Origin of the sequence: Sulfuricurvum sp. (assembly GCF_049305995.1) — a bacterium.
Taxonomy (GTDB): Bacteria; Campylobacterota; Campylobacteria; order Campylobacterales; family Sulfurimonadaceae; genus Sulfuricurvum.
Genome location: NZ_JBAQPS010000174.1, coordinates 1 through 9,019, shown reverse-complemented (window position 1 = coordinate 9,019; position 9,019 = coordinate 1). Strand labels below are relative to the sequence as shown.

The 9,019-nt window shown below is 40.0% G+C and carries 11 protein-coding genes; 6 read left to right on the top strand and 5 right to left on the bottom strand.

The window, feature by feature from the left end; translation table 11 throughout:
* Positions 1 to 231 precede the first annotated feature (231 nt).
* Positions 232 to 735, top strand: coding sequence for a thiol peroxidase (gene tpx / locus WA010_RS05970; protein WP_422556229.1), 504 nt, complete (start codon positions 232 to 234; stop codon positions 733 to 735).
* A 55-nt stretch (positions 736 to 790) separates the two neighbouring features.
* Here tpx and WA010_RS05965 read toward each other — a convergent pair whose 3' ends face one another.
* The 4 genes from WA010_RS05965 to recA are packed head-to-tail and all read right to left on the bottom strand — an operon-like array spanning position 791 to position 3,998.
* Complete coding sequence (locus WA010_RS05965; RefSeq protein ID WP_422556228.1) at positions 791 to 1,399, bottom strand: AMIN domain-containing protein; 609 nt, start codon at positions 1,397 to 1,399, stop codon at positions 791 to 793.
* A gap of 12 nt (positions 1,400 to 1,411) precedes the next feature.
* Entirely contained in the window at positions 1,412 to 1,663 is a 252-nt protein-coding gene (locus WA010_RS05960; protein WP_422556227.1) for a hypothetical protein, read from the bottom strand.
* A 32-nt stretch (positions 1,664 to 1,695) separates the two neighbouring features.
* The gene (gene eno / locus WA010_RS05955; protein ID WP_422556226.1) at positions 1,696 to 2,964 is read right to left on the bottom strand and encodes a phosphopyruvate hydratase; all 1,269 of its coding nucleotides are present in this window, start codon (positions 2,962 to 2,964) and stop codon (positions 1,696 to 1,698) included.
* Entirely contained in the window at positions 2,961 to 3,998 is a 1,038-nt protein-coding gene (gene recA / locus WA010_RS05950) for a recombinase RecA (RefSeq protein WP_422556231.1), read from the bottom strand. Before recA ends, eno begins: the two co-directional genes overlap by 4 nt.
* 304 nt (positions 3,999 to 4,302) lie before the next feature.
* Here recA and WA010_RS05945 point away from each other — a divergent pair, with 304 nt between their 5' ends.
* The 5 genes from WA010_RS05945 (at position 4,303) to ccoG (ending at position 8,414) form a co-directional block, all read left to right on the top strand.
* Entirely contained in the window at positions 4,303 to 5,166 is an 864-nt protein-coding gene (locus WA010_RS05945) for a menaquinone biosynthesis family protein (protein WP_422556225.1), read from the top strand.
* Between the two features lie 5 nt (positions 5,167 to 5,171).
* Positions 5,172 to 5,438: a flagellar biosynthesis protein FliQ gene (fliQ, locus tag WA010_RS05940; RefSeq protein WP_422556230.1), complete on the top strand. Its 267-nt coding sequence runs from the start codon at positions 5,172 to 5,174 to the stop codon at positions 5,436 to 5,438.
* A complete protein-coding gene (locus tag WA010_RS05935) occupies positions 5,435 to 6,232 on the top strand; it encodes a UDP-N-acetylmuramate dehydrogenase (protein ID WP_422556224.1) in 798 nt (265 codons plus the stop codon). The genes fliQ and WA010_RS05935 overlap by 4 nt, the downstream gene beginning before the upstream one ends.
* 78 nt (positions 6,233 to 6,310) lie before the next feature.
* Positions 6,311 to 6,979, top strand: coding sequence for a hypothetical protein (locus tag WA010_RS05930; protein WP_422556223.1), 669 nt, complete (start codon positions 6,311 to 6,313; stop codon positions 6,977 to 6,979).
* Positions 6,972 to 8,414 (top strand): cytochrome c oxidase accessory protein CcoG, encoded by a 1,443-nt coding sequence (gene ccoG, locus WA010_RS05925; RefSeq protein WP_422556222.1) that lies wholly within the window; start codon positions 6,972 to 6,974, stop codon positions 8,412 to 8,414. Before WA010_RS05930 ends, ccoG begins: the two co-directional genes overlap by 8 nt.
* A gap of 243 nt (positions 8,415 to 8,657) precedes the next feature.
* Here ccoG and WA010_RS05920 read toward each other — a convergent pair.
* The coding region (locus WA010_RS05920) for an AIR synthase-related protein (protein ID WP_422556221.1) at positions 8,658 to 9,019 on the bottom strand (362 nt) is incomplete at its 5' end.

Here is a 9,019-nt window from a genome sequence, read left to right as displayed (position 1 = left end):
CCAATGTGGTCGCTTTTTTAATCATATAAAATTCCTACATTCTAATCAGTGTTACGTAATAATATCACTAATAAGGTTAAATACATTTTCTAGTATATACTATAGAATGTTTTTGGGCACAAAACTTTAGGAATGCTTAATGCATTATGTCTATTCCATAATTCAGACTTAAATTATCCGATTTAAAATATACTTCTCTCATAAATTAAAACATAAAAACAAGGAGCCAATATGGCAACGACTAAATTCAAAGGTACAGACGTAGAACTTCTCGGGAATGAAGTAAATGTTGGAGATAAAGCTCCTGAAGTAACCGTTGTTAACTCAGCTGGTTTGGGTGATGTAGTAGTCGGTGGCGCTCAAGGCGTTAAACAACTTATCATTGTTGTTCCATCATTGGATACAGGTGTATGTGCTACTGAAACTCGTAACTTCAATGCAAAAGCGGCTTCTATCGAAGGTGTTAAAGCGACTATCGTATCTTTGGACTTGCCTTTTGCAGCGGGACGTTTTTGTCAAGCAGAAGGGATCGATAAATTGACAGTTTGTTCAGATTTCCGTAACAAAGATTTTGCAAACGCATATGGTGTATTGCTTGGAGGTTCAGTTCTTGCAGGTGTAACATGTCGCGCTATCTTTGCAGTAAATGAAGAGGGTGTTGTTACGTACAAAGAGATCGTACCTGAAATCACAGAAGAGCCAAACTACGACGCTGCATTGGCTGCCGTAAAATAATTTTATTCTCTCTCTTAGTTGTAAGAGAGAGAACTTCTTTTTCTTTTTTCCCTCATTACTCACATAGTATTGTTATTGATTCACCTAATTTTTTTAATGTATAGCGGTATCGACCATCTAGTGTGATAGTAGCACGAACAAATTTTCCATGATTACTGATCATAACATTTTGATATATACCTGTATTAAGTTGTTTTTGCTCTGTTTTAAATATTGCATGATGATTAAAATCTAAAACTATTCGGTTAGGATCACTCAAAACAAAATGACGTGATAAGGGGTCAGTGGTTCTAATTGAGAGTAGTTTTCCATTAACATCAAATCGTATAAAACCAAAATCAGCAGATGTTTTATGGTTTGCTAAATGAATTTGATTATGAGAAGATTGTGATAGAGTAATTTTACGGTGCCAATCAATACTTTGATCAATAACTATTTTACGATTTTCAATACTACCATCGAGATTTTGTATGGTAAATGTAACCTCTTTTAAAATACGTGCTTGATCTGGAAGGGTATAATTTATGATTCCCATCGGTGGCTTAGTCTCGATAGTATTGGAAGTTAGCTTTTGTGATTTTGATGGGTCTAAAGCAAAAAAAGGGTTTTCCCTGCTGAGTAGGGGTGTAAGAAGTATAAGTGAGAGAAAAAGTGAGCGTTTCATGCGTCTCCCATGTTATTGTGAATCTGCATCAAGCTCTTTAAGCTCAAAATACTGTTTTTGCAAAATAGCATTTTCTGCTTTGAGACGCTCAATGTCTTCACTTAAATAATCTTGGTGTTCTTCTAAATCGAGAAGTACGCTCAGAGAGTTGTCCCCAAAAAAGATAAATCCCATGTAGATGCCTACAACTAGAACAAATCCTGAAGCAAGAAGAAATTTTGTCGTTGAAAGCCCAAAATAGTGTTCGCTAAAACTTTCTTTCACATTCTCCAGAAGGTGCTCATCGTATGGTTGCATTAGTTAAAAAGAGAACTTCCTAAATACTCACCGTACATAACTTCAGTTTCAATTTCAAGTAGACGATTATATTTTGCTGTACGTTCGCCTCGTGCAGTTGAACCGGTTTTAATCTCACCGCAGTTGAGGGCAACCGCGAAATCAGCAATAAAGGCATCTTCACTCTCACCTGAACGGTGGCTCATAACACATTTATAGCCATTGCGTTGTGCTAGACGAACGGTCAACATCGTTTCGGATACTGATCCGATTTGGTTAGGTTTGATCAAAATCGCGTTTGCAATCCCTTTTTCAATCCCTTCAGCCAAAATGTTCGCATTGGTTACGAACAAATCGTCACCGACGAGTTGTACTTTTGAACTTAAACGCTCGGTTAGCACTTTCCAGCCAGCCCAGTCATCTTCACTCAAACCATCTTCGATAGAGACGATAGGGTATTTAGCGCAAAGATCAGCATAATAATCGACCAATTGCTCTGAGGTAACGGTTCTATTTTCTGAATCGAGACGGTATCCACCCTCGGTTACGAGCTCAGATGCCGCAACATCGAGTGCGATGGCAATTTGTTCACCCGCTTTGTAGCCAGCTTTAGCGATCGCTTCCATGATGACTTGGATCGGCTCTTCGTTTGAACTTAAATCTGGAGCAAATCCGCCTTCATCACCGAGTGCGGTATTTGCACCACGATCTTTTAAAATCTTTTTGAGATTATGATAGACCTCTGCCGATGCACGGAGACCTTCGGCAAAATCACTAAATCCGACCGGCATAATCATATACTCTTGAAAATCAACACTGTTATCCGCGTGGCTTCCGCCGTTGATGATGTTGAGCATTGGAACGGGGAGAACCATTGCATTAGCACCACCAAGATAGCGATAAAGAGGAATGCCGAGACTTTTTGCCGCGGCACGCGCAACCGCCATAGAGACTCCGAGTACAGCATTTGCACCAAGATTTCCATAATTTTCAGTACCGTCGAGTTCTTTCATCACTGCATCAACCATTGCTTGATTGAATGGACTAAGACCCATGATGCTATCAGCAATTTGAGTATTCACATTCTCAACGGCTTTAAGAACACCTTTACCCATGTAACGAGCATCGCCGTCACGCAATTCCAACGCTTCGCGTTTACCGGTGCTCGCACCGCTTGGAACGATTGCACTTTCACGTGTTCCATCACTTAGTTGTACCGTTGCTTTTACAGTAGGATTCCCGCGAGAATCCATTACTTCGATTGCACTTACTTCATCAATAAAAATCATTCGTCTACCTCACCTATATCAGATTCATCCATTGCGATGATGCCACTAACACCCATCGCCGATTTAATTTTTTCTTCAATTGTGCGAGCCAATTCCGGCTCATCTTTAAACTTTTGTTTAACGTTTTCACGCCCTTGCCCGAGTTTCGTATCTTCAAAACTGAACCACGCACCGCTTTTATCAATGATGTCTAGTTTGACACCATAGTCAACTAGTTCTCCCTCTTTGGAGATACCTTCACCGAACATAATATCAAATTCTGCTTGACGAAATGGCGGTGCAACTTTATTTTTAATTACTTTTGCTTTAACGCGGTTACCGATTTGACTCTCTCCTTGCTTGAGGGTAGCAATTTTACGAACATCGATACGAACCGATGCGTAGAATTTTAATGCATTTCCTCCCGTTGTCGTTTCGGGTGAACCGTATCCCATCGTTCCGATTTTCATACGGATTTGGTTAATAAAGATAATCGTACAATTCATTTTATGCATAATACCGGTCAGTTTACGCAATGCTTTGGACATCAAACGAGCTTGAACACCCACTTGCTGGTCATTCATCTCTCCTTCGATCTCTACTTTTGGGGTCAATGCCGCAACCGAATCGATAACGATCAGATCAACTGCTCCGCTGCGAACGATAGTTTCGACGATATCGAGGGCTTGTTCGCCGTAATCGGGTTGAGAAACAAGGAGATTTTCGACATCCACACCGAGGTTTTTAGCGTATCCGATATCGAGGGCATGTTCTGCATCGATAAATGCACAAATACCGCCATTTTTTTGACATTCGGCAGTAATCTGCAAGCTTAGGGTAGTTTTCCCTGAGCTCTCCGGTCCATAGATTTCGATAACTCGCCCTTCAGGTACTCCGCCAATCCCCAGTGCTAAATCAAGACCGATAGATCCGGTGCTGATTGCATTGATCGGCTCGATCTCTTTGTCGCCCAAACGCATCAACGTCCCTTTTCCGAACGTTTTATCGATTTGTTTCATCGCGAGTTCAAGCGATTTAAGTTTGTTTGGATCCATCATGCTGTGCTCTCCTGAGACTAATATGTTTTAAAATTACGTCATAATATGACAAATTGAAATATATTAAAAATATATGACAAATTGCAATATTAATAATTCGCATTCTGGAATAGAGATATTTTAGCGTTATTTGGTTAAAATTTAATTGATTTGTCATTAAATAACTGACCTTGTACACTATAAATTCTCCCGTATTCGAAAGATGCGGGTAGCTTTAGGGGGTTGTAGGGACATTTGTCCCTGCCACTTTGGGGACTTTGTTCCTAAAGTGCGTAACATCAGATTATAATTAGGATTTTCAGTGAAAAAAATGGTAATAGCACACTCTCCCGATGCCGACGATATTTTTATGTATTATGCCATCAAATTTGGATGGGTTAGCAAAGAGAATACAGTTTTTGAGAATATTGCTTTAGATATTGAAAGCCTCAACACCGAAGCCTTAAAAGGGACGTACGATATCAGTGCGATAAGTTTCGGTCTCTACCCTCATATCCGAAACGATTATGCATTGCTTCGAACCGCAGTGAGTTTTGGTCAAGGATATGGTCCTAAACTGATCCGCAAACGTGAAACGGTTCTCAAAAAACGCTTCAAAGTTGCACTCAGTGGAAAGTTTACGACCAATGCGTTACTCTTTCGGATCGCTTACCCCGATGCAAAAATCATTTATATGAACTTTTTGGAGATTGAGCAAGCGGTTTTAGACGGTGTCGTGGATGCAGGTGTTTTAATTCATGAGTCTATTTTAGGATACGATGAATCACTTGAAGTAGAACGAGAGCTTTGGGATGTTTGGTGTGAGCTCTCAGGGGGAAATTTGCCTCTTCCGCTGGGTGGGATGGCGATTCGTCGATCACTACCGATTACTTCCGCTATTTCGTATGAAAATCTTTTAACCAAAGCGGTACAAATAGCTCGTGATCACAAAGAGAATCTCTCAAAAATGTTGATGGAGCGTAATCTTGTCCGTATTGATGCTCCGACATTGGAAAAATATCTTGAACTTTACGCCAATGATGAGTCTATCATGCTTAATGAAACTCAGTATAAAGCGATTGAAGTATTGTTTGATTTGGGGTATAAACACGGATTTTTTGATGCGGCAATCGATCCGAAGAATTTTATGATCCCACTCGAATACACTGAATTAATGTACTCGTAATCATGATGCAAGAAGAGTTGATCGGATTAGGAATTGAGACTTTCAAAATTGCTCTAATTCTATCATTGCCGGCATTGCTCGTCGGAATGTTTTTAGGGCTTGCGGTGAGTATTTTTCAGGCAACTACTCAGATCAATGAAATGACACTGAGCTTTATCCCTAAAATCATCGGGATTGTTGTGGTCATTATCCTCACGATGCCTTGGATGATGAATGAAATGCAAGATTTCACAATCCGTATCTTTAATATGATCCCGACCTTTATGCAATGAATACCAAAACCATCGATTTTTCCAAATTCAGCTCCATTCGCATCGGCCCGATGGTCGAGGTAGCACTAATCGAAAATGACGTTGTCCCAGAGGGACGCTTTATTCTCGGTGCCGCAAATAATGTTCTTATTTCTCCAAACCCGCCACCGTTGATGATCCTCTCTAAAGAGTACGATTTTATTCGTCTTGAATATGATGGACTTCATATCGGTGCCGCTACACCCGGCGGGCGTGTTGTATCCTTTTGCAAAAAACACAATATCGCCCATTTCGAGTACCTCTCGAAGCTCCCAGGAACACTAGGGGGCATGTTGAAAATGAATGCGGGACTTAAAGAGTATGAGATATTCAATCACCTAATCGCTATTCGTACCCAAAGCGGTTGGAAACAAAAAAGCGAGATCGAATACGGCTATCGTAAAACGTCGATTAACGAAGTGGTCTTTGAAGCGGTATTTGAAGCACAAAATGGTTATTCTGTTGAGCGTTATGAGATGTTTTCTCAGATGCGTTCTAATCAACCGAATAATCCGAGTGCCGGAAGCTGTTTTAAAAATCCTCCTGGAGATTATGCCGGACGATTAATCGAAGCAGTCGGGTTAAAAGGGATTCGTCATGGGGCAATAGCATTTAGTGAAGTTCATGCGAATTTTCTCGTCAACATGGGAGAAGGAACCTATCAAGATGCTTTATTATTAATCAATGAAGCACAAAAAAGGGTGAAAGAAACCTTTATGATAGAGCTTCAATGTGAAATAGTTATTATTAATCAGGATATAATGACGAGAAAATAAAACTTTCTATTGACTTTAATCGTCATTATAAGCTAGAATGACGATTAAATTCATCATAAGAGAGGATTTGATCATACAATGACTGTAAGTTATATCCGTCCGGACAAAGATTTTGATGGCGTCTATGAACAGCTTAAATTGATTAATGGCTATGCTGATCAAAAAGGAATTACCATCAAAGAGGAGATGGTGGATCAAACATCCCAAAACAAACGGCTCGTTGATCGCCACGAGGTAGTACGCTTTTTTCGCTCGTTGGATGGTGATATATTGATCATTTACGATACATGGACTTTAAGCAGCTGTATCGAAGATGTGGTTCAAATGTTTAGCTGTTTACTTAAGAATAATAACACCATACACTTAGTCAAACCAGGTGTTATAATTGACCGCAAAAGTGATACAATGGTCGTCCTAGGACTGATTGATCAATTGCGTCAAATTATTCAAGATGATGCAAAAAAAGGGATAGGTCGTCCTCGCGGGTCAAAATCATCCTCTAAATTCGATATTCATTTAGAACACATAATTGAATTACTGAAGAAACGTAAAAGTGTGAGTGCAATTGCCAGAGGATTAGGCGTCAGTCGAAGTTCATTAAAAGATTATATTGAATCTCGTGAACTTAAAGAAGTTGTAAGTGGCATTATCGGTATTGGAAACGATTCAGATGCAGAAGCAACAGTGATCGGAACAATTCGGTGTCCGGTTGATGAATCATATATAGAAAGGAGTAAGTATGAGTGAAGAAATAATCACCCAGAAAGGAAAAGAGTATTTGTCGGGGTGGATCCCTTGGCGTATTAAACGGTATTGGTTTTATGGAATCGTAACGATTATGGCACTGGTAATTCCATGGATTACTATTGAGGGGAATCACCTTTTCTTACTCAGTTTTGATAAACTGAAATTGCATTTGATGTTTATACAATTCGATATGCAAGAGCTCTATTTGATGCCGTTTTTACTGATGATCCTTTTTATCGGTGTTTTTGGTATTACCGTACTCGGCGGACGTGTATTTTGCGGATGGATGTGTCCTCAAACTATCTTCCGTGTCGTCTATCGTGATTTGATCGAAACCACACTTCTCGGGCTTCGTAAACGTATCAAAAACAAACAGCAAGAGCCCGATTACTCTAAGTTTGAAAACAAGCTAAAACGTCTTGTTGCTATTTTAATTTGGACAGGGTTAGCCTTTATTGCTGCTGCGGATTTGATGTGGTATTTCGTTCCGCCGGAAGATTTTTTAACGTATATACAAAATCCGATGGATCATACCGTATTGATGGGTGCGATCATCGGGATTGTCCTTTTCTTGGTGTATGACGTTATTTTCTTGCAAGAGAACTTTTGTGTCTATGTTTGTCCGTATTCCCGTATCCAATCGGTTTTGTATGATGATGATACTGTTATGGCAATCTACAACCCGAACCGTGGTGGAGATATCTATAATGACCAAAAAGAGAAACTCTTTACCAAACAAAAAGATCTTCTAGCGGTCAATACAAATGCTGAGTGTACGACCTGCGAAAGTTGTGTAACCGTCTGTCCAACCCACATTGATATTCGACGCGGGCTTCAGTTAGAGTGTATCAACTGTTTAGAATGTGTTGATGCGTGTACGGAGGTTATGGGGAAACTTGGAAAACCGAGCCTTGTTGAATGGTCGAGTGAAAAAGAGACCCTTTATATGAAAGGTAAAACGCACTATTTCCGTCCGAAAATTTTGGGCTACATCGCTATTTTGGTTATTGTGAGCATTATTTTAGGGATGATGGGAAGTAAAAAAGAGTATATGCTCCTCAACATCAACAAAGAGAACCGTTTGTATTCCATCAATAAAAATGATGAAGGAAAAGTAGAGGTTGACAATGCCTATACGTTCTTGTTGCAAAACACTCTAAATGAAGACCATGAATACTATTTTGATATTGTTGCTCCTGCTGGAATGGAAGGAAAAATCAAAATCGCAAAACCGGAGAAACCGTTTAAAGTAAAACCGGGTGTTGTTAAGAAAAAAGTTGTCATCCTTTATACGGATGAGATGTTAGTTAATGATGATCGTAAAGATACCGTTATTCCGATTACGATTAATGCGTATGCTGTAGATGCGAAAGATAAGGTGGCGGTAACACGTCAGTCGACGTTTACGTTCCCTCGTGCGGATATGCTCAAATAATAGTGTGATATACTTTTCTTTTTAGAAAAGAAAAGTACGCAAAAGAAAAGCCCCCCTTAACAGAACGCTACACTCCTCTCGGCACTACTGCCTTCGGAGTGGCTCTAGGTATGTTTCGGGGGAAAAATAATTGAAGTATCTGACCTTTTTCTCGAAAAACTTTGTTTTTCGTAGCTTTAGGGGATTGCAAAGGACTTTAGTCCTTGCCACTAAAACGGATGTATTCGTTTTAGTGCGTAACAGCTAGACTAAAACTGCTTCGCGTTGACCTGCTTCGAGGTGACCGATAACATATCCGTCAGTTGCAGCCAATGCATCTGCTACATCAGCTTCTTTAACCACCAAAATCATCCCTACACCCATATTAAATGCACGGAACATCTCATGACGTTCAACATGTTGTCCGATAAGCTCGAAAATCGGCAATACGCGGATAGAAGATTCAGTGATAACCGCACGTAGCCCCTCAGGGAGAACACGTGGGAAGTTTTCGACGATTCCGCCTCCTGTGATATGGGCGAGGGCTTGGATCTTATCTTTGAGCACTTTAAATGTTTTGACGTAGATACGTGTCGGCGTTAGAAGAGTCTCAATCAATGGTTTCC